19 protein-coding genes are annotated in these 18751 nt (G+C 45.7%); 7 read left to right on the forward strand and 12 right to left on the reverse strand.

Annotated elements, in window-relative coordinates:
* Positions 1-40: 40 nt before the first annotated feature.
* The 5 genes from ACT6R0_RS01545 to ruvC all read right to left on the reverse strand — a co-directional run bounded on the left by ACT6R0_RS01545 (position 41) and on the right by ruvC (position 4014).
* Positions 41-784, reverse strand: a complete 744-nt coding sequence (locus ACT6R0_RS01545; protein ID WP_444650668.1) for a PH domain-containing protein — start codon at positions 782-784, stop codon at positions 41-43.
* A 46-nt stretch (positions 785-830) separates the two neighbouring features.
* A complete protein-coding gene (locus ACT6R0_RS01550) occupies positions 831-1202 on the reverse strand; it encodes an MmcQ/YjbR family DNA-binding protein (RefSeq protein ID WP_444650670.1) in 372 nt (123 codons plus the stop codon).
* Positions 1203-1384: 182 nt separating this feature from the next.
* The gene (locus ACT6R0_RS01555) at positions 1385-2155 is read right to left on the reverse strand and encodes a cyclase family protein (protein WP_444650672.1); all 771 of its coding nucleotides are present in this window, start codon (positions 2153-2155) and stop codon (positions 1385-1387) included.
* A gap of 54 nt (positions 2156-2209) precedes the next feature.
* Complete coding sequence (gene hemW, locus ACT6R0_RS01560) at positions 2210-3406, reverse strand: radical SAM family heme chaperone HemW (protein ID WP_444650674.1); 1197 nt, start codon at positions 3404-3406, stop codon at positions 2210-2212.
* A gap of 47 nt (positions 3407-3453) precedes the next feature.
* Positions 3454-4014, reverse strand: a complete 561-nt coding sequence (gene ruvC, locus ACT6R0_RS01565; protein WP_444650676.1) for a crossover junction endodeoxyribonuclease RuvC — start codon at positions 4012-4014, stop codon at positions 3454-3456.
* 24 nt (positions 4015-4038) lie between these two features.
* Here ruvC and ACT6R0_RS01570 point away from each other — a divergent pair, with 24 nt between their 5' ends.
* Positions 4039-5001 (forward strand): hypothetical protein, encoded by a 963-nt coding sequence (locus tag ACT6R0_RS01570; RefSeq protein ID WP_444652304.1) that lies wholly within the window; start codon positions 4039-4041, stop codon positions 4999-5001.
* 58 nt (positions 5002-5059) lie between these two features.
* Here the strand turns inward: ACT6R0_RS01570 and ACT6R0_RS01575 are convergent, their stop codons facing one another.
* Complete coding sequence (locus ACT6R0_RS01575; RefSeq protein WP_444650678.1) at positions 5060-5536, reverse strand: hypothetical protein; 477 nt, start codon at positions 5534-5536, stop codon at positions 5060-5062.
* 52 nt (positions 5537-5588) lie between these two features.
* The gene (locus ACT6R0_RS01580) at positions 5589-6386 is read right to left on the reverse strand and encodes a hypothetical protein (RefSeq protein ID WP_444650679.1); all 798 of its coding nucleotides are present in this window, start codon (positions 6384-6386) and stop codon (positions 5589-5591) included.
* 170 nt (positions 6387-6556) lie between these two features.
* Between ACT6R0_RS01580 and ACT6R0_RS01585 the strand changes: the two genes are divergently transcribed.
* The 3 genes from ACT6R0_RS01585 (at position 6557) to ACT6R0_RS01595 (ending at position 8712) form a co-directional block, all read left to right on the forward strand.
* Positions 6557-7135 carry a Crp/Fnr family transcriptional regulator gene (locus ACT6R0_RS01585; RefSeq protein WP_444650681.1) on the forward strand — a complete coding sequence of 193 codons (579 nt, stop codon included), beginning with the start codon at positions 6557-6559 and terminating at the stop codon, positions 7133-7135.
* A gap of 57 nt (positions 7136-7192) precedes the next feature.
* Complete coding sequence (locus ACT6R0_RS01590; RefSeq protein ID WP_444650683.1) at positions 7193-8032, forward strand: acyl-CoA thioester hydrolase/BAAT C-terminal domain-containing protein; 840 nt, start codon at positions 7193-7195, stop codon at positions 8030-8032.
* Between the two features lie 152 nt (positions 8033-8184).
* Positions 8185-8712, forward strand: a complete 528-nt coding sequence (locus ACT6R0_RS01595) for a hypothetical protein (RefSeq protein WP_444650685.1) — start codon at positions 8185-8187, stop codon at positions 8710-8712.
* Between the two features lie 127 nt (positions 8713-8839).
* On the opposite strand, the gene ACT6R0_RS01600 is transcribed toward ACT6R0_RS01595, so the two are convergent.
* A complete protein-coding gene (locus tag ACT6R0_RS01600; protein ID WP_444650686.1) occupies positions 8840-9682 on the reverse strand; it encodes a ferritin-like domain-containing protein in 843 nt (280 codons plus the stop codon).
* Positions 9683-9700: 18 nt separating this feature from the next.
* Positions 9701-10450 (reverse strand): ferritin-like domain-containing protein, encoded by a 750-nt coding sequence (locus ACT6R0_RS01605; RefSeq protein ID WP_444650688.1) that lies wholly within the window; start codon positions 10448-10450, stop codon positions 9701-9703.
* A 412-nt stretch (positions 10451-10862) separates the two neighbouring features.
* Between ACT6R0_RS01605 and ACT6R0_RS01610 the strand changes: the two genes are divergently transcribed.
* Positions 10863-11885: a LacI family DNA-binding transcriptional regulator gene (locus ACT6R0_RS01610; protein WP_444650690.1), complete on the forward strand. Its 1023-nt coding sequence runs from the start codon at positions 10863-10865 to the stop codon at positions 11883-11885.
* An 81-nt stretch (positions 11886-11966) separates the two neighbouring features.
* Here the strand turns inward: ACT6R0_RS01610 and ACT6R0_RS01615 are convergent, their stop codons facing one another.
* Both ACT6R0_RS01615 and polA read right to left on the reverse strand, forming a co-directional pair.
* A complete protein-coding gene (locus ACT6R0_RS01615; RefSeq protein WP_444650692.1) occupies positions 11967-13322 on the reverse strand; it encodes a serine hydrolase domain-containing protein in 1356 nt (451 codons plus the stop codon).
* Positions 13323-13448: 126 nt separating this feature from the next.
* Positions 13449-16280: a DNA polymerase I gene (polA, locus tag ACT6R0_RS01620; protein WP_444650694.1), complete on the reverse strand. Its 2832-nt coding sequence runs from the start codon at positions 16278-16280 to the stop codon at positions 13449-13451.
* Positions 16281-16444: 164 nt separating this feature from the next.
* Here polA and ACT6R0_RS01625 point away from each other — a divergent pair, with 164 nt between their 5' ends.
* On the forward strand, positions 16445-17674 hold the full coding sequence (locus ACT6R0_RS01625) for a metallophosphoesterase (protein ID WP_444650696.1): 1230 nt from the start codon (positions 16445-16447) through the stop codon (positions 17672-17674).
* A 75-nt stretch (positions 17675-17749) separates the two neighbouring features.
* A complete protein-coding gene (locus ACT6R0_RS01630; protein WP_265173702.1) occupies positions 17750-18046 on the forward strand; it encodes a thioredoxin family protein in 297 nt (98 codons plus the stop codon).
* On the opposite strand, the gene ACT6R0_RS01635 is transcribed toward ACT6R0_RS01630, so the two are convergent.
* Positions 18043-18675 (reverse strand): polysaccharide deacetylase family protein, encoded by a 633-nt coding sequence (locus ACT6R0_RS01635; RefSeq protein ID WP_444650698.1) that lies wholly within the window; start codon positions 18673-18675, stop codon positions 18043-18045. The genes ACT6R0_RS01630 and ACT6R0_RS01635 overlap by 4 nt on opposite strands.
* Positions 18676-18751: the final 76 nt, after the last annotated feature.

An 18751-nucleotide genomic window follows, 5' to 3' on the forward strand; every position in this document is an offset into this window, starting at 1 on the left:
GCCAATGGCGGGGTTCTTCTATTTTATTCCAAAGAGAAAATTACAGGTGGCTCAGTATCTCTTTTTTAAATGCATCATATTCACCCTGGAGTATAAGCCCGTTATCAAGCAGTTTCTTATAGTTCTGCAGCTTGTCGAAAAGTTCTTCCTTGCTTAGTGCTGCGAGGCCTTCAGGCTTTGGTGCCGGTCTTTCTTCTTCTACCGGGGCCGGCATTTCATTATAAACTGGTACCGATGGCCGCGATCCGGGTGTGATGATCTCTGCATAGTCGTTTACCTCTTCAGTCTCCACTTCCTCAATTTCTTCAACAGCATTTACAGGCTCAGCGATAATGGCAGGTTCCGGCTCTGTTTGCGCAACGGGTTGAGGATTAGATGGCATGTTGCTTTCCTTCAAAAGCTCCAGTTGCTCTTTGGCAAAGGTGTTGATCTTGCGGGCCTGTATCTTTGGGATATAGTCTATCGAAACGGTAAGGTCGGTGTTGGTGTTGAATGAGAATTCAGAGCCAAGTATATTTTCTTTTACAAAACTTCCGGTAACCGCTGTCCACGGATGATCGGTAAAATCCATGGAAAGTCCCAGGTTCTTCGGTTTGCAGATAATGATCCTTTTGTTGGTAAGGACAATGCTGTCAGGGAAAACATTGATGGCGGGCTTTTTCTGCACGCCAATGTAGCCTATCTCCTCATTACGCATAAGTATGTCGCTTATCTTAGAAGTGATCTTCTCTACTGCTTTAGGATCCTGCTCTTCGTTAAGGAAGTTTTTGATATGTTCTTTCATGAATAAAATATTGAAGTCTCAAAGTTACAAAGTCAGCCGGAAAAAACTAATTATCTTTTTGCAATATTTCTGCCTGCGCCTTTTTAGTCAGGCTATTAAATATAAGCTCATACGAGTGGCTTATCAGTTCCAGCAGGAGCTTTTGCGGCACATCGCCATTTACATTTACAGTGTTCCAGTGTACCTTGCTCATGTGGTAGCCGGGATTTATGGCATCGTATTGTGCGCGGAGTTCCAGTGCCCTTTCCGAATCACACTTCAGGTTGACGGATGGCTCACTTTTTTCCCACTGCGAAAGCGAGGAGAGGGCGAACATCTTGCCACCAACTTTAAATACCAGTGTGTCTTCATCAAATGGAAAGTGCTCGGTAACGCCTTTTTTGGAGAGGCAGTAGTCGTAAAAGTCTTGTATGGTCATTTATTTAATATTTTTAACCACATAGTAACATAGGATTTATGAGATTTATTATCCTGAATAATACAGTCAAACATAGTGAAGCGAAGCTTCAGGCTTTGTGTTGCTCATTGATGCTCTATACCCGGTATCTAAAAGCTATGTATCTATGTAGTTAGGGTCTACCTCAAAATTTATAAAGTTATTTAAGTATTGGTTATCTTATACAAAACCGGCTTGCTCGGGCTGGCATCGTTTTCAAAAGAAGCGATCTGGAGGTTTAGGAGGTATGCGCCGTCGGCAACCGTATCGGGCACATAGGTCATCTCCGTTATCGTGGCATCGTGGTGGGCATCGGTGTTGAGGTGATTCACGTCGATTACATTCCAGAATGCCTTGTGCGAAACCAGCCTGCCTTCATCGTTTTCCCTATCCACGCTGGGCAGGTCGATGAGCAGGTGCTTGATCCCGCATTCGCGGAGGAACAGTGCCGCCGCTTCCTCAAGGTACGGCGGATTGGTATTGCTGTAGTTCTTCGACTTTTTTTCAGCATCATTTGGCAGGGTTCGGATGACGATGGCTTCCGGCTGCTTGCCGTCCAATGCGTTTTCGGTCTGCGCTTTTGTAATGACAAGATCCCCGCCCTGCGCTTCCGGCCGTATCGAGATCACTTCCGCCAAAAAGAAGAATTGCTTCAGCGTCTTGTTGATGCTGTAAAAGTCTTTGGTGATATGCCCAAGGCATTCGGTGTGTGTGCCATGTCCGTGCGGATTAAAAAAAATATTGTTGAAGTTGGTCGACGCTCCTTCGCTTACCTTACCGATCCAGTCGCCCATTTTTACAGGCTCTATCGCGGGTTTGTCCAGGTACCACGCAATGGGATTACTGTCGCTGTTGGTGAGCGGTATGGAAATGTCGATGGGTTGTGCGAGGTCAACTTCGTAGGTCGCGTTGTTGTGGGATAGGGTTGCTTTCATTTTTGTCCTCACCTTCTCCCTCTAAAGGAGAGGGGAGAAGGTACGTTATTTGGTTCAATCCAAATTTAGGAAAAACAGGTCACTTGCAATGCCGTCGGCCAAAAACTTTCCGCTCTTTGTGGTTTTAAGGATGCCGTTGTCGTAGGAAAGCAGTCCCTGCGCAATGAATTTAACGGACTCTTTTTCTAAATAGTTGCAGTACAGGGTTCCGAGCTCATTTTCTACACGCTCCAATGATACACCCCATATTGTGCGCAATCCCGTCATTACATATTCGTTGTAGCGGTCGGCAGGCGTGAGTTTTTCCGTTTCCGACGGGAGGTTGCCTTCACCGATGCCTTTCAGGTAAAGGGAGTTGTTGGCAATGTTCCAGCTGCGGTGCGTGCCGTTATAGCTGTGCGCCGAAGGGCCTATGCCAATATATTTTTTACCAAGCCAATATGCGGTGTTGTTCTTTGAGAAGTAGCCTTCTTTGCCAAAATTAGACAGTTCATAATGCATAAAACCATGTGCTTCCAGCTTATCTGTCAACAATAAGAATTGCTCCTGTGCGGCTTCATCGCTGGGTTGTGGTATAATGCCTTTTTGCACCATCGAATGCAGTGCTGTTTTAGATTCCACCGTCAGCGCATAACTCGAAATGTGCGGTATGCCGAAGGATAATGCCTTATCCACATTCTCCAGCCAACGGTCGTTGCCCATTCCGGGAGTTCCGTAGATCAGGTCGATCGAAATGTTGTCGAAATGTTTCACGGCTTCGGCAATGCAGGTTTCGGCCTGCTTAGCATTGTGGGCACGGTTCATCAGCCTGAGGTCTTCCTCAAAAAAAGACTGTACACCAATGCTCAGGCGGTTGACTTTGCTTTTTGAAATTTGTACGATACGTTCTGCTGATAAATCGTCAGGATTGGCTTCAAGGGTAATTTCCGGACTTTCAGATAGGACATAGTTTTCATAAACTGTATCGATAAGCAGATCGATCTCCTCATTTGAAAGCACTGAGGGTGTCCCTCCGCCAAAATAAATGGTTTCAACAGTTTCATTGGCAAACTCCCCTTTGCGCATAACTATCTCTTTGGCAAGAGCCACAACCATATCGTCCCGCTTTTTCATCGAAGTCGAAAAATGGAAGTCGCAGTAGTGGCATGCCTGCCTGCAAAAAGGTATATGGATATAAATGCCGCCAGCCCCCCTGCCTCCAAGGGGGGATATATCGTGTGGATCTTCTTGATGTATAGCTTTATTTTCCATTCCAGGTGATCTCTTACTTCCCCTTCGGGGGTAGGGGGCTTTTCGATTTAGGGGGCTTTCTTTATCCTCTCCTCATTTTGCTTTACAAAAGCATCCCAGCCCGAGTAGCTTTTGCCTGCAGTGATCTTGCCCGAATTGAAGAAATGGCACACGGCGGCTGCAAGCCCGTCGGTACTGTCGAGGTTCTTAGGGAGCTCTTTAAGCCCCAAAAGCTGCTGGAGCATTTTGGCCACCTGTTCCTTACTGGCCGCGCCATTGCCGGTTATGGCCATCTTTATTTTCTTTGGCTCGTATTCGGTAATGGGGATCTGGCGCGAAAGCCCTGCTGCCATGGCAACGCCCTGCGCACGCCCCAGCTTGAGCATCGACTGCACATTTTTCCCGAAAAAGGGCGCCTCGATGGCGATCTCGTCGGGCAGGTGGGTGTCTATGAGTTCTATGGTACGCTCAAAAATGAGGCGCAGCTTTACGTAATGGTCGTCGTATTTGCTGAGCTGCAATTCGTTGAGCTGGAGGAATTCCATTTTTTTGTTCACGATCTTAATCAGCCCGAAACCCATGATGGTCGTGCCCGGATCGATGCCTAATATTATGCGTTCGGTTGCCAAATTTAAATGCTTACTTTTGCGGTGATGCCCGCACTATCGCACAAAGCTAAGGAATTCCTCGTACTTACGGCCAAACTTTTGATCGTTGGCGGGGCGTTTTATTTCATCTACAGCCGTATTTCGGACGAGGGCCAACTCGACTGGTCGCGCATTACCGATGCCATTTCCCGCAAAGGTGCGAACCTGCTGGTCTTCCTCATCCTGATGCTCACATTACTCAACCGTTCTCTGGAAATAGTCAAATGGCAAAACCTCGTGTCGTGGTTGCAGCCGCTCTCATTAGGCAAAGCGGCCGCACAAGTACTCGCAGCTATGACTGCCGCCCTTTTTACGCCCAACGGGATAGGGGAGTATGCCGCAAAAGCATTGTATTACAAAAAGGAGCAGGCCGGCGACATCATTTTCCTGAACCTGGTGTGCAACGGCATACAGCTCATCATCGCGGTACTGGTCGGCATAGCAGGGTTGGTTATTTTCAACGGGATGTATGATGTCATAACCACCGGTACATTGCTGCTTATATTGGGAGGGATAGTTACGGTCTGCGTATTGGTATTCGCCTCGCGCAATATCACTATAAAAGGCTACTCGCTGCAACGGCTGTTCGCCAAAGTCGGCGAAATGCCCAAAGCTATCCACCGTAAAAATATGGCGTTAGCCATAAGCCGTTACCTGTGCCTCATCCACCAGCATTATTTTTTGTTCCTCCTGTTTGGTGTAGATCTTCCCTATTTTGTAATGATAAGCGCCATTGCTGGCGTGTATTTCCTCGGCTCATCATTGCCAACGTTCCAATTGCTGGACTTTGCTGTTAGAGGCAGTGTGGCAGTGTATTTCTTCGGGATACTGGGTGTAAATGAATGGATCGTGGTATTTGCCGCGACATTGCAATGGCTGCTGAATATCGTGCTGCCGGTCTCGATCGGGAGTTATTTTGTTTTCCGCTTTAGAGCCTCTCCCCAGCCCTCTCCAAAGGAGAGGGAGTAGCTTCACTCAAACGTCCTGCTTCCAACTTTGGACTTTTTAACTTTCGACTACAGACAACTTATTCCACATCCAGGACCACCGGCAATATGAATTGCGTAGTAACAGGTACACCTTCTTTTTGGGCAGGCTCGATCTTTGGGAAATCGACCAGGCGGGCTTTAAGGATGCTGTCGATCGCGGTACGGTCATACGAAACACTGTCCTGTGGTATCTCGGGTTCGAATTTTAGTGTTGCATCAGAGAATAAGGTAACTTTTACCTGTATAGTATCCAGTTCGGGATAGAGCATTGTAATGGTGTCAACGCCCAACTTTTGTTGTACCAGGCGCGCCATCTGCTCAAAAAAGCATTCCTTTTTTAGCTGTTTGTCCATGATCGCGTCGCATTCGGCCATAGAGGGGTAGCTGCTCACTTCCTTCCAGTTGATCTCCTTCAGGCGTTTTTGCAGCAGGGCATCCTCATCCGGCACCTGCTTGTCAAAGTACTGGCAGGAGCTTAAAAAGGCTAATAAAAAAAAGGCAATAGCTTTCTTCATCTGCCCAAAAATAAGGAAAAATTATTTAGCCGTGCAATTGTGCCTGTCCGGGTTATTCATCATCTTCTACAAAGTCTTGCAGCAGCACCATACCGCACCATTTTTTTATGGCTTTTTTTATGACGCTTTTCGGTACGGGCGAGGTAAGGTCGTCGGTAAAATGCGTAAAGTTGGAAATGAAGTCTTCTAGTGGGTCGGTATCGACTTCAAATGTTTTCAGGAAGGATTCATTACATAAAAGCTTTATGAGCGCATCGTATGCTTCGTCGCTAAGCCGGTGATGGTCGGTTATATCGGTGATTAAATCAAGGATGTTCCGGTTGTTATCAGGGTCATCATTAGTGCCCTCAACATATCTTTTTACTACCGATGACGGCGTATGGTAATCGTCGGTAGCCACCATCTCTTTGATCTCCAGTTCGCAGGAAAGCTCAAACGGCACATCGATATTATAATCACTATCAAAGCCCAGTTCTTCTATTATGCCTTTCCAATAGACAATCACTTTATTACCCTCAATTTTCCCGAATGTGATCTCATTATCCTTCACGCCGTTGTGTGTGAGCATGTAGAAGGTGAAAAGGTGCTCTTTGGTCACGTGATCATAAGCATCATTAATGTGTATAGTAGTACCACTGATCGATTGCAGGTTTCCTTTTTTGGCGATCATCTTTTCGCAACGGATATTGCCGCTAAATATCCCTTCGCCGGCAAATGGCGCTTCTTTACTTTGTATCCATACATCCCATACAGTATAAGCTTCATCAAAATCTTCATTGTTGTATTCTTTTATAAAGGACTTTTCTAAGTTGATTGGGAATGTATAGTCTTTAATTTTTAAGGTGTTCATTGTATTGGTTTAGTTCATTTGGTTTACGTAAAAAATAATAAAAAGCCGTTCTGTATGAAGTGGCATTGTTGGTAATAAATGTTATTTTTACTGATGTGCAATTCTTTGTTCAGGTAGTTCCGTTTTGGAACTAACTGAACAGAAATTCTGAACTGTTCAAAGAAAAATAAATGAACATCGACCCCACAGCCAAAATATTTGCCCACTTTGAAAAGTACATCCTGTTGAAGGATGCGCTTAAAAATGAACTTACTAATAAGCTAAAGCCTGTATATTTCAAAAAGGGCGAGCTTGTGCTGGATGCCTCCAAAACATGCACCTATAGCTACTTTATCGTTTCGGGCATGTTCCGAACGTATTTCCTGAAAGATGGTAAAGAAATATCCGAATATTTTTCGGCAGAGGAGGAATGGTGCAATTCACCAAAAAGCTTCATGGCCCGCCGCCCCGACATTTATTACATTGATGCCATCGAAAGCACTCAAGCCTATAGCCTGCATGTCGATGATCTTGTGTCGCTATTCAATAAATTTCCCGAAATGGAGCGTTATTCCCGGCTTTCCATGGGTACGGTCTTCGGGCATTTCATCGAACGTATTACATCGCTGCGGTTTACGACCGCGAAAGAAAAGCACGATCATTTCCTTGAAGTCTACCATGACATCCACCACCGCATTCCGTTAGGTATGGTCGCATCATACCTGGGCATTACACAGGAGACTTTGAGCCGCCTTCGCTCTGCTAAGTGATTTTTTGATCTGCATCAAAAGACAGGCCACAACAAAGCATCACCTTTGTAAAAAACAATGATGATGAACTATTTAAGCACACTATTACCTGCTTTCTTTTCCCTGATCCCTTTATTGTCGTCCTCCCAGGAAAAGGTCCCGGCAAAAAATATTGAAGCGATCCTCTATACCGGCGAAGGCACTGATCAGCCGTTGGTTGTCGGCCTTGGAGGCTCGGAGGGAGGCAATGCATGGACAAGCGATCATTGGAAGCTAACCCGCGATGAATTCATTGCCAAAGGCTATGCCTTCCTGGCAGTTGGCTATTTTGGCTGCGAGGGTACGCCGGCCATCCTCGATAAGATCGCAATTGACGATGTGCATAATGCCATTAAAGTAGCGGCAAAGCATTCTAAGATCAATGGTAATAAAATTGCTGTTTTGGGAGGTTCGCGCGGTGCCGACCTTGCCCTGCTGCTGGGCAGTTATTACAGCGATATTTCCTGTGTTATAGGTATGTCGGCCAGCCATGCGGTTTTCCCCGGGCATACACAGGAATTCAATTCCTCCTGCTGGACGTATCAAGGGAAGGAGCTTCCGTTCATCCCGATAAATGATGAGGCTGTTCCTTTCCTGATGAAGCGTGACCTGCGGGGTACTTTTGAAGCCATGCTGAAAGATACGGATGCCGAACAAGTCGCCCTTATAAAAGTCGAAAATATCAAAGGGGCTGTACTGCTCCTTTCCGGCGATGCCGATGAAATTATCCCGGCGGTTTCCATGGGCGATAAAATGATGGCGCGCCTAAGGATAAATAATTTTAAATATCCTATTGAACATGTCATTTACAATGGCGGACATGCAGAACCGACAAAGCACTTTAATAAGGTGTTTGATTTTTTAAGGCAACATTTTTAATGAGTCAGAGATTACCACTGAATATTATAGCTTTAAAATATGTCATAAAGGATGTTTATGATATAATAAGAACAAACGATCACATTCCATTTTTAAATAAAGGTTCCTGATAGATATTTGCATCAGAAAAAAATCGAATAGTAACTCAAATTATGAAGGCAATAGTATTCTTTTTATTGATCGCGATCCCCGCTTTGGCACAAGACGGCTTCAGAGCCGAGAAAGGCAAGATGGTGTGGGAACATTTTTATACAGAAGATGGAGCGATAATCAAAGCAGCTATTGAGAGCAGGGATAAAATGAAGCTTGATGTTATGGATACCGCTGCAATGTCCGGCAAAGCTGACGGCATCAAGAGCACGCTCGACATTAACAGCGCACGACTTGAGTCGGATGCAGACTTTGACTTTACCGTAACTAAAGTAAATGGCGGTTATAAAGCCGTGGTGACCAACTATACGCTTCTTGAAAAATACGGCCCGTTGCAAATGCGCATTATACCGGCTTCTCTTGGTAAGTATTACATGGATAATAATAAGATACGCACTTCTGAAAAAACGAAAACCGACCTGGCCTATATGGATGCATTCCTTACCAGCGTGTTCCTCCCTAAAGTGGAAGAATCAGCTCCGGTAGCCGAAGGTTCAATAGCAATAAATAGTGCTCCTGTAGCAAAGTAGTCCCCGAAATATGATGCTTGATGATGATGGTCCCGGAAGTGAAAGCTTCCGGGATTTGTGATTTAGGGAAACAAAACTGCCCACAGAAAAATTTCCTGTGGGCAGCTAACCAACTTTTTTTTTATTGTTACGACACAATGAACAGGCTGGCAATGCTTGTTGCCTGTGCGCCTGTCAATGGCTCGTCAAAAGATTCTGATCCTGCAATGGCCGGGATGTTCGGTACCGTAGCGGTGTTGAAACCTGCCTGATCAGTAACATTCTCGCCTGCGTACACCGCATTTACCGCATCAGGATGCCCACCTTCGTCGTTTCCTGGGATCCAACCCTTCAATCCGCGCAGCCTGCGTATTTGCGATGCGTGCCTTGCCTCAACTGAGTGTATCTGCAATGCAGCCTGTAACAGATCAGGTTTTGACATCAGGTTCCCGGCTTGTCCTTTGTAGGCACGTACTCCTGTATCTTCAAAGGCTTGAGACATAACAAGGAATACCTGATAATCCTGAAAAGGATTAAATGGCCCGCCAGGGTTGCCTTGTCCGCCTGTAAAGTCAAATGTTGGTTTTTCCGGCGCGTCATTGCCCAATGCCTGCCTTAGGAAGTCAACGTGTGCTGCCTCATGCTGGCTTATCTGTGCTATGATATCACGATCAGCCTGTGGTATAAGGCCATTGGTATCGAGCGCTATCTGGTAAAATTCGTCTTCCAGGTATTCCAGTGTCAGTGCCAGTTGCAATGCCTGTGTAGGTGTTTCGGCCGCCGCGGCAAAAAATGCCGCTGATGAAGCTGATGCAGCCCTTGTTTTGTTAGGTGTAAGCAATGCCGCTATGCCTAATGGTGCAGCTGCAAATGCCGCCATTTTACCCATGTTGCCAAATTGCGTAAAGCTTTCCCTGCGGGAGTGTTTTTCGCCAAGGCTTTTTATCACGCCTTCGTTAGTGAACGACTCTATAAATTTTAAAATATTCATGATCTCGAAGTTTAAGGATTAAGGAAGATAATTTGCGGTAAATGGTGTCTGGATGAAATCGAGTGCAGCTACCAATGGTATAACAGTTGATGGCTTTGCCGCCAGGTCAAGCCCGTTGGCGTCTACTACGTCATTTCCTGCAAAGGATGCCGATCCCGGGTCGATAAGGTCCCTGATCGCTGCCGCATGCCTGGCTTCAACCGAAACGATCTTTCCGGCTATCAGCAGGTATTCAGCACTTTCAATATACTTCCCTGCGCCATTGTAGGCTTTTACGCCTGTATCTTCAAGTGCTTTGGCTGTGCCCAAAACGCTCGCCCTGTTATTAAAGTTTACCGATTCGTAAGCGAAATTCAATGTTGGCAAAACGCGGGCATTGTCCTGTAAAGCCCCTGTAAGTGCGGCTTTAAAAAATTCCCTGTGGATCACTTCATGGCGGTACAGGTCTACCAAAATGGCCTGTTCTTCATTGTTGAAGATCGCGCCAAACTGGCTGCCGTTAACTACACGTGTGTAAAAATCAGCTTCAAGCTGCTCAAGTGCATACGCATAGGTCAGTATGCCAAGATCACCGCCTCCAAGGTCGAATTTATCGCCCCTTACTCCCGGAAGCTGTTGCGAGTCGGGTGTGCCGCCGCTGTTGTCGTCGCTACTGCAGCCTGCTAACAATAGGCCTGTTCCTGCAATGGTAAGCCCGCTCAGTTTAAGGAAGCTTCGCCTGTTCGACAACGTTCCGATGCCGACTTCCTTTACTTCTACTTTTTTCATAATTGAGAATTTATAGGTTAATAAGTGGTGGGTGTGGTTTCCCAAAGTTCTCTTTTATTTACGCTAAGTAAATGTTAAGGGTTTTATATGAAAAACAGTAATATCAATAATTTAAGAATAATTTATGAATTTTATTAACGGAATAATAAGTTATTATTTGAGTGTGGCAAAGGGATAGGGAGAGATTTAGGGGCATTTACCCAGTGGCTTGAAAAACTGCATATTTAGCAAACTTTACATAACTGTTAACAAGTGTGCGGCAGGATTGATTTTGCTTTTGTAAGTACTTTCCCCGTAAATCAATCAATATTTGGGATGGTTTTATTTTGGATAGAGTGATTTACGGACTTTTAGCAAGTACAGAATTCATTTTTTTTCGTTTCTTTACATTTAAAACAATCCCCGATCGGCCATGAAACAAAAAGCGACCCTGAAGCAGATAGCGAAAGAACTTAACGTATCTGTTTCTACCGTTTCCAAAGCACTAAGCAACAGCCCTGAGATAAGCGAACCGACAAAGATCAAGGTGCAGGAGTTTGCCAAACTTAAAAACTACAAGCCCAATAATATCGCGGTCAACCTGAAAAGCAAGCGTTCCAAAACTATAGGCGTGATAATCCCCAATATACTGAACCCTTTCTTTGCGAAGGTATTCAGCGGTATAGAAAGCACAGCCAACGAAAGGGGATATAATGTGATCACCTGTATTTCTAATGAGTCGCTAAAGAAAGAGATCCACACCATGGATATGCTTTCTAATGGTACTATTGACGGGTTCATTCTCTCCATTTCGGAAGAGACACAAAAGGAGCAGGAATTTAAGCACTTTAAGGAAGCTATTTCTGACGACCTGCCGATCGTGATGTTCGACAGGATATCCGATGAGGTAAATTGTGATAAGGTGATCGTGGATGATTTCGATTCATCAGTGAACGGGGTGAACCACCTTATAAAACTAAAATGTAAAAACATAGCGCTGGTATCCAGCATCGATAACCTGAGCGTAGGCAAGCTAAGGGCAGAGGGATATGAGAAGGCATTGAAGGACAATGGCTACGCCATAGATCACGACCTGATTATCCGTACAGATACCCCGGATGATTTTGACGAAAAACTAATAACATTGTTCGATAAGCCGGTCGACGGGATCTTTGCGCTGGACGAGCATGCCTCGGTAATGGCAATGAAAGCCGCCATCAAAAAAGGGATAAAAATACCTGAGGAACTCAACATAATAGGTTTTGCCGATGGTGTATGGTCAAGGAGATTAACGCCAAGCCTTTCTACCATCAGCCAGCACGGTCCTGAAATTGGGGAGGCAGCTGCCGAAATGCTGATAAAAAGGCTTGAGGCCAAAGAAGGCGAAGAGCCACAATACGAAACCCGCGTTATCAAGACCGAACTGAGACAAAGGGAGTCTACACGTAAATTATAATGAAAGCCTCCATACGGAGGTTCCTTAGTTTTAATGGTAGCTATGTAGTGATCACCAGTGCCATATTCGGCATGAGTGAAGCTACTCCTTTTCTTTTGGAGAGGGTTGGGGAGAGGCTTCTTTCCTAAACTCCGTTACCTGCCCACCCTGCTTCAGCGTAAAGCCTTTAGCGCTAAAGATCATGTGCAGGTTGGCCGGGTCATAATTGAACTCTGTTTCACTGAGCGGGTTGAGCTCGAACATACCCTGTCCCGGTTCCATGGCAATGGCAACAAGCTTGCCTTCACGGGCAACTATCTTTACCTTATAGGGCAACGATGCAGTAGAGTAAAGGCCCTCATAGCTTTTCAGGACGGTGTCATCAACAGCCGTGGTAGCAAAATTGGGAAAACGGTACGGCAGTTTGTAATAGCAGCTGAATATGCCTATCATCATATCATCGATCTCAGTATTCACGCCATTCAGCGTAAGTGATATCGCCAGGTCTTCTTTTGGATAATAGCCCAGCACGGTAGCAAAGCCCTCAATGTCGCCATTATGCCCCAAAAATTTACGTTCCCCAAATGGAAAAGCGAACAACCCCCGGCCAAAGCCCATTTCTATTTTGGTCATTTCGGCCAGCGATTCCTTGCTGATCAGTGTACCGCTCCACAATGCCTTAGCAAAAAGCGTCAGGTCCGATGCGGTAGATTGCAGCCCGCCCGCACCCCCGGCGGTCGACTCATGGTATTCGTCCTGCCTCACCCATTTGCCATCAATGAACTTGTATGAGTAGGCCTCTTTTTTCTTTGGATTGATCTTCGAAAAGTAATACGTATTCTTTAATCCGGCCCTTTTTACGATACGCTCGAACACGGCCTCCTTGTAAGTCTTGCTGGTGATGTCCTGGATGATGTAACCTAAAAGCAGGTAGTTGGTGTTGCTGTATTCGGCTTTCAACCCGGGCTCGAATACAGGGCTGTATGACTCGATGCGGTCGAGTAGCTGTTTCCTGTTTTGAAGCTTCATTTTGACATCATCAAAGGCCTTATCATCACTAATATTATAGATGCCGCTGGTATGACCCAAAAGGTCTGATATCTTTATTTTTTCAGCATTTTTTATTTTTGGATAGAAGTCGGAAAGCTTCATGTCGAGCTTCAGTTTTTTCTCGTCCACAAGCTGGAAGATCATGGCAGAGGTAAACATTTTAGTAACCGACCCGATCTTGTATTTTGTGTCGGGAGTGGCTTTTACTTTGGCTTCAACATCAGCATAACCGTATGCTTTATCAAATACAGGCTTGCCTTTTTCACGTATGCTGATCACCCCCATGAACTTATCATTCCTGCTGAAGTGGTTAAGGAGGCTATCTATTTTGCGGTATTTGGCCTCGCTTTGCGCTATTGCCGAAAATGTGGTCGCTAAAACAAATAAGGATAAAAAAAGTCTCTTCATGATTATTTGGTTAGGCTATTATAACGTAAGTATCGTTGAAATGTTATGCACTGTCTGTCATTCTGACCAAGGAAGGACCTCAGGCCGTAATTGAAATTCTTCCTTGATCAGAATGACAGGCGGGCTTTAATGTGCCTCCAGCCAGTTCCTTCCCGTACCCATGTCCACTTCCAGCGGTACATCCAGTTTAAAGGCATTTTCCATTTCTTCTTTTATCAATGGCTTAATGCGGTCCATTTCACTGTTATGTACATCGAATACCAATTCGTCATGCACCTGCAGCAGCATCCTGCTTTTAAAGTCCTCATTCACTAAACGCTTTTGGATATTGATCATCGCGATCTTAATAATGTCTGCTGCGCTGCCCTGGATCGGGGCATTTACGGCATTTCGTTCAGCTGCGCCCCGCACCACCTGGTTTTGGGAGTTGATGTCTTTGAGGTAGCGCCTGCGTCCGGAGATCGTCTGTACAAAACCACGCTCCCTTGCCGATTCCACCTGCTCATTGATGTATTGTTTCAGCGTGGGATACGTTTGGTAATAGGCATCGATAAGGTCTTTCGATTCGGATCGGCTCAGTGAGGTCTGGTTACTCAACCCGAATGCCGAAACGCCATAAACGATACCGAAGTTTACCGTTTTTGCATGGCTCCGCTGTTCGCGGGTCACTTCTGCCAAAGCTACATTGAACACTTTTGCCGCTGTAGACGCGTGAATATCCTCCTTGTTTTGAAATGCTTTCACCATCTCAGGGTCGCCGCTCAATGCCGCGATTATGCGTAGTTCGATCTGCGAGTAGTCGGCAGAAAGTATCGTATGCTCCTCATCGCGAGCTATGAAAGCCTTGCGTATCTGCCTGCCACGCTCTGTGCGTATCGGTATGTTTTGAAGGTTAGGATTGTTGGAGCTTAGTCGTCCCGTAGCGGCAACGGCCTGCATGTAATCGGTATGAACGCGACCGGTTTTTGGCTCTACCTGCAAGGGCAATGCATCTACATACGTATTCTGAAGCTTAACCACCTGCCTCCACTCTAATATGTCCTGTACGATAGGATTTTCTAAAGCAAGGTAGGAAAGCACTTCCTCGCCGGTTGCATATTGCCCTGTCTTGGTCTTCTTTTGCCTGGCGCCGCCAATTTTCAGTTTGTCGAACAATATCTCGCCCAACTGTTTCGGTGAACCGAGGTTGAACGACTGCCCGGCGGCTTCGTATATTTTCTGCTCCAGCATTTTTGCATCTGCCGAAAGCTCTGCCGAAAGTTCTTTTAAATACGGCACATCAAGATTAATGCCTTCGGTCTCCATGCTTGCCAGAACAGGCATTAAAGGGACTTCTATCTCATCGAATAGTTTTCTCGTGCCTGTTTGTTCAAGTTTGGGTGCGAATATTTCTTTTAGCTGTAAAGTAATGTCGGCATCTTCCACAGCATATTCTTTTGCCAGTTCCAGTTCCACGTCGCGCATGGTTTTTTGGCCTTTGCCTTTTTTACCAATGAGCGCCTCAATAGGCATTGGCGAATATTTCAGGTATGTTTCTGCCAAAATATCCATACCATGCCTCATGTCGGGGTTAATAAGGTAGTGCGCCAGCATCGTATCGAAAAATTTCCCCTTCACCGTAACGCCGTAATTAGCAAGTATTTCAAGGTCATACTTCAGGTTTTGACCCACTTTTTCAATGTTCTCATCTTCATAAAAGGGAATGAACTTATCCACGATCTCCTGTGCTTCGGCACGGTCGGCGGGGATCGGCACATAAAAACCTTTGCCCTTTTCCCACGAGAACGATATGCCCACAAGCTCTGCGGTAAGTGCGCAAATGCCCGTGGTCTCCGTGTCAAAGCTTACAACGGGCTGTTTCATCAGGTCGCGCAGCAGAAAGCTTATGGCCATGTTGCCCTGTACCAGTTGGTAATGGTGGTCGGTATTGTCTAATGTATCGTAAAACCCGGGTGCGGTGAGCGCGTTCTCGTCAGCAGCGCCTTCATCAAAGAGCGAAAATTGCTGGTCGCCACCGGTAATGGTCTTGGTAGGGGAGTAGCCCTGCGACTGTATAGTATCGAATTCCTGGCCTTCGCCAAAAAGCTTTTGGAACTGCTCTGCCATGCGGCGGAATTCCAGTTCGTTGAACAGCGCCTCCACCTTTTCGGCATCCGGCTTGGTCAGCTCATAGTCCGTTTCATTAAAGTTCACGTTGCAGTCGGTTATGATCGTCGCCAATTTTTTCGACATGATGCCTTTTTCCTTATTGGCCTCAATATTCTCACGAAGCTTGCCTTTCAGCTGGTGCGTGTTTTCCAGAAGGTTCTCCATTGACCCGAAATCTTTCAGCAATTTCTTGGCGGTCTTTTCGCCCACGCCCGGCAGTCCGGGAATGTTATCTACAGCATCGCCCATCATCCCAAGGTAGTCGATCACCTGTTCCGGCCTTTCGATCTCAAACCGCTCCAGTACTTCGGGCACGCCCCAGATCTCTATCCCGTTGCCCAATCGTGCAGGACGGTACATGAAGATGTTCTCGCTTACCAGCTGCGCAAAGTCCTTATCGGGCGTCACCATAAATACCTTGTAGCCCTCCTTTTCGGCCTGCTTGGCAACGGTGCCTATAAGGTCGTCCGCCTCACAGCCTGCCTCCTCGATCACGGGAATGTGCATGGCTTTTAGTATATCCTGTATATACGGTATGGCTACCTTAATGGCTTCGGGCGTTGCATCGCGGTTGGCTTTGTAGTCCACATACATCTCAGTACGCGCGGCACTGCCGTCTTTGTCGAACGCCACAGCAAGATGGTCGGGCTTTTCGCGCTTGATGACATCCAGCAGCGAGTTGGTAAAGCCAAATATCGCCGAGGTATCCATCCCTTTAGAGTTGATGCGCGGGTTCTTGATGAAGGCATAATACCCACGGAATATGAGCGCATAGGCATCGAGCAGGAAAAGTCGTTTTTGCTGTGACATGAAAAAAAAATTTAGCCGTAAAAATAATCAAACCGATGCATACCCGAAAGGGCAGGAGCTGTTTTGTCGGCCTGTAAGTGATCCAAATTTAAATTCCGTGCCAAAAAGCATTTTTTTTCTGTAACAAACAGTACCTTTATTCGTTTATTCGAAAAACATATACAATGCTTCGTTGGATCCTATTCATTGTTTTTATGCTATTGGTCGAGATCTACGCGTTCCAGGCAATAAGGACAATTACAAAAATAAAGTGGGTACAGTACACCTATCTTATCGTTTCACTTCTTATAATCATTTACATCATTTATGCCTTTACGCAGTTTGACCGTAGTGTAGGGCAGAATAAAATGACCCTCTTTACGTTCGGCCTGCTCCTAATTACGTATATCCCAAAGCTGATCATTCTTTTGGTAATGTTCGGCGAGGATATTACAAGGGTTATTACAGGGTGCATCCGTGCATTTTTGGGTAACAGCGACCAGTCGTTCCTGCCCGAAAGGCGAAAGTTCGTAAGCCAGGCAGCTTTGGGCCTGGCGGCTATACCATTCCTTTCGTTGCTGTACGGAATGACAAAAGGGAAGTACAATTTTAAGGTTCGAAAGGAAACATTGTACTTTTCCGACCTGCCTGAAAATTTCGACGGCTTTACGATCACCCAAATATCAGATATACACAGTGGTAGTTTTGACGACCCGGAAGAGATCGCTCATGCGGTTGGCCTGATAAATGAGCAGCACAGTGATATTGTACTGTTTACGGGCGATATCGTGAACACCCATGCTGAAGAGATGTATAAATGGATCGATACCTTTAAAAAGATCGAAACCCCGGCATTTGGAAAATATTCTGTTTTGGGCAACCATGACTATGGAGAATATGTGAACTGGCCGTCGCAGGCAGAAAAGAACAAGAATTTTGAGGACATAAAAGGCCTGCACAAGCAGATCGACTTTAAGCTGTTGCTGAATGAGCACATAAAACTTGAAAAAGGCGGACAGGAGATAGCGCTTGTAGGGGTAGAGAACTGGGGCCATAACTTTAAAAAGGCCGGTGACCTTGGCAAAGCGTCGGAAGGATTAAAGACTGAAGATTTTAAAATATTAATGAGCCATGACCCGTCGCACTGGGAGTATGAAGTAAAGAACAATGCCACCAATTACCACCTTACGTTAAGCGGCCACACGCACGGACTCCAGTTTGGCATCGAGATACCCGGATTCTTTAAATGGAGTCCCGTACAATATGTGTACAAGCAGTGGGCAGGTCTGTATGAAAACCTTGGCCGCTATATTTATGTTAACCGTGGTTTTGGGTTCCATGCTTATCCTGGAAGGGTGGGTATATGGCCTGAAATTACAGTGATCGAACTAAAAAAAGGCCAAAAGGCAGCGTAATATGGTAAAAATGTTATATTTGTATCTGAAATAATGCATATATAACGATTTTAGGCAGCTTAAAATTTAATTTTTATGTCAAAATTTGGAGAACTTATAAACTCCCATGTACCTGTACTGATCGATTTTTACACTGAGTGGAATGAGCCTTCGGTATCCATGCACCCTGTCATAAGGGATGTGGCCGCCGCTCTTGGCGACAGGGCAAAAGTGATCAAAATTGATGTGGACAAAAATCAGGAACTGGCTGACGCGCTCAGGATCAAAGGCCTTCCGACCCTTATGATCTATAAGGACGGGCACATGGTATGGAGGCAAAGCGGCGAGCTGGATGCTAACACCATCATTGGCCTGGTGCAGGAGCAGATCTAACGGATAGCCGAGAACGTAAATCCCTTTTCTTTTAAGACCCCTATCGCTTTTGGCAATGCATGGCGCAGGTTATCTTGTGCCTTGATACTGTCATGGAAAATGACCACACTGCCATCGGCAGTATTCCGTAGTACGTTCTGTAAACATTTTTCAGGAGAGATCGATGTGTCAAAGTCGGCGCTAAGCACATCCCACATTATTATCCGGTAGCCTTTTTTCAAAATTTCTTTTTTCTGCGAACGACTTATTTTGCCATAGGGCGGACGGAATAGCCTTGCGGTATTGCTTCCTTGCATCACATTTTCGCAGGCTTCGATATTTTCAAAATACTTTTCGTTATCCGTATTCCATCCATTGAGGTGGTTAAAGGTATGATTGGCAACAGTATGGCCACCTTCAATCAGTTTCCTGAAAATATCCGGGTGCTTTTCAATGTTATTGCCTATGCAAAAAAATGTGGCTTTAATGTCGTGTTGGGCCAGGATGTCCAGCACCCATTCGGTCACTTCTGGTGTTGGGCCGTCATCAAAAGTAAGGTAGATGGTTTTGGATGCGTTGGGTATGTTCCATACAAAGCCGGGGAACAGCTTCCGTATAAACCACCTTGTCTTTACCCAATAGAATTTCATTGGGCAAAGATACGGTGTTTTCCATTTCGACGCCAGGAGGGGTCCGGAGTTGAATTATATTTCCACTCATGCTAAA

Source organism: Flavobacterium sp., from assembly GCF_052437795.1.
In the GTDB taxonomy this organism is placed as follows: Bacteria; Bacteroidota; Bacteroidia; order Flavobacteriales; family Flavobacteriaceae; genus Flavobacterium.

Coding starts and splice junctions, on each gene's coding strand:
- ACT6R0_RS01545 (WP_444650668.1), bottom strand. CDS start 784: ATGAAAGAACATATCAAAAACTTCCTTAACGAAGAGCAGGATCCTAAA.
- ACT6R0_RS01550 (WP_444650670.1), bottom strand. CDS start 1,202: ATGACCATACAAGACTTTTACGACTACTGCCTCTCCAAAAAAGGCGTT.
- ACT6R0_RS01555 (WP_444650672.1), bottom strand. CDS start 2,155: ATGAAAGCAACCCTATCCCACAACAACGCGACCTACGAAGTTGACCTC.
- hemW (WP_444650674.1), bottom strand. CDS start 3,406: ATGGAAAATAAAGCTATACATCAAGAAGATCCACACGATATATCCCCC.
- ACT6R0_RS01570 (WP_444652304.1), top strand. CDS start 4,039: ATGCCCGCACTATCGCACAAAGCTAAGGAATTCCTCGTACTTACGGCC.
- ACT6R0_RS01575 (WP_444650678.1), bottom strand. CDS start 5,536: ATGAAGAAAGCTATTGCCTTTTTTTTATTAGCCTTTTTAAGCTCCTGC.
- ACT6R0_RS01580 (WP_444650679.1), bottom strand. CDS start 6,386: ATGAACACCTTAAAAATTAAAGACTATACATTCCCAATCAACTTAGAA.
- ACT6R0_RS01585 (WP_444650681.1), top strand. CDS start 6,557: ATGAACATCGACCCCACAGCCAAAATATTTGCCCACTTTGAAAAGTAC.
- ACT6R0_RS01590 (WP_444650683.1), top strand. CDS start 7,193: ATGATGATGAACTATTTAAGCACACTATTACCTGCTTTCTTTTCCCTG.
- ACT6R0_RS01595 (WP_444650685.1), top strand. CDS start 8,185: ATGAAGGCAATAGTATTCTTTTTATTGATCGCGATCCCCGCTTTGGCA.
- ACT6R0_RS01600 (WP_444650686.1), bottom strand. CDS start 9,682: ATGAATATTTTAAAATTTATAGAGTCGTTCACTAACGAAGGCGTGATA.
- ACT6R0_RS01605 (WP_444650688.1), bottom strand. CDS start 10,450: ATGAAAAAAGTAGAAGTAAAGGAAGTCGGCATCGGAACGTTGTCGAAC.
- ACT6R0_RS01610 (WP_444650690.1), top strand. CDS start 10,863: ATGAAACAAAAAGCGACCCTGAAGCAGATAGCGAAAGAACTTAACGTA.
- ACT6R0_RS01615 (WP_444650692.1), bottom strand. CDS start 13,322: ATGAAGAGACTTTTTTTATCCTTATTTGTTTTAGCGACCACATTTTCG.
- polA (WP_444650694.1), bottom strand. CDS start 16,280: ATGTCACAGCAAAAACGACTTTTCCTGCTCGATGCCTATGCGCTCATA.
- ACT6R0_RS01625 (WP_444650696.1), top strand. CDS start 16,445: ATGCTTCGTTGGATCCTATTCATTGTTTTTATGCTATTGGTCGAGATC.
- ACT6R0_RS01630 (WP_265173702.1), top strand. CDS start 17,750: ATGTCAAAATTTGGAGAACTTATAAACTCCCATGTACCTGTACTGATC.
- ACT6R0_RS01635 (WP_444650698.1), bottom strand. CDS start 18,675: ATGAAATTCTATTGGGTAAAGACAAGGTGGTTTATACGGAAGCTGTTC.